At 63.5% G+C, this 329-nt stretch carries 1 pseudogene; it reads right to left on the bottom strand.

What is annotated here, in order from left to right:
• Positions 1-4 precede the first annotated feature (4 nt).
• Positions 5-329, bottom strand: a pseudogene (locus tag C1I89_RS33900) (hypothetical protein); the annotation flags it as partial.

The raw sequence follows: 329 nt of genomic DNA, 5'->3' as shown, positions 1-329 counted from the left end.
CATGTCACACCCCCTCCGTGGCCATCTCACGGGCCAGGTACAGCAAGGCGATGGCGTCAGCCTCGTTGTCGTCGGTCGGGGCATGTCCACGCGCACGGGCAGCCGCCACCATCTCGTCCTTGCTGGCGTTACCTTTACCCGTGGCGTGCTTCTTGATCGTGCCGACCGGAATGCCCTGGTAGGGAATCTGGTGGTGCTCGCACCAGGCAGTGAGCTGTCCCATGAATCCGCCGTAGGCATGGGCCGCGTCGACACCAACGTGGCGGCGGACCTCTTCAAACACCACCTGGTCGATGCCGTCGTTGCATTGCTTGATGTCGGTGAGCCAG

The organism is Achromobacter pulmonis (assembly GCF_002885955.2).
In the GTDB taxonomy this organism is placed as follows: domain Bacteria; phylum Pseudomonadota; class Gammaproteobacteria; order Burkholderiales; family Burkholderiaceae_B; genus Achromobacter; species Achromobacter pulmonis_A.
The sequence above is the reverse complement of the archived record's forward strand: the minus strand, read 5'-3'. Positions and strand labels throughout refer to the sequence as shown.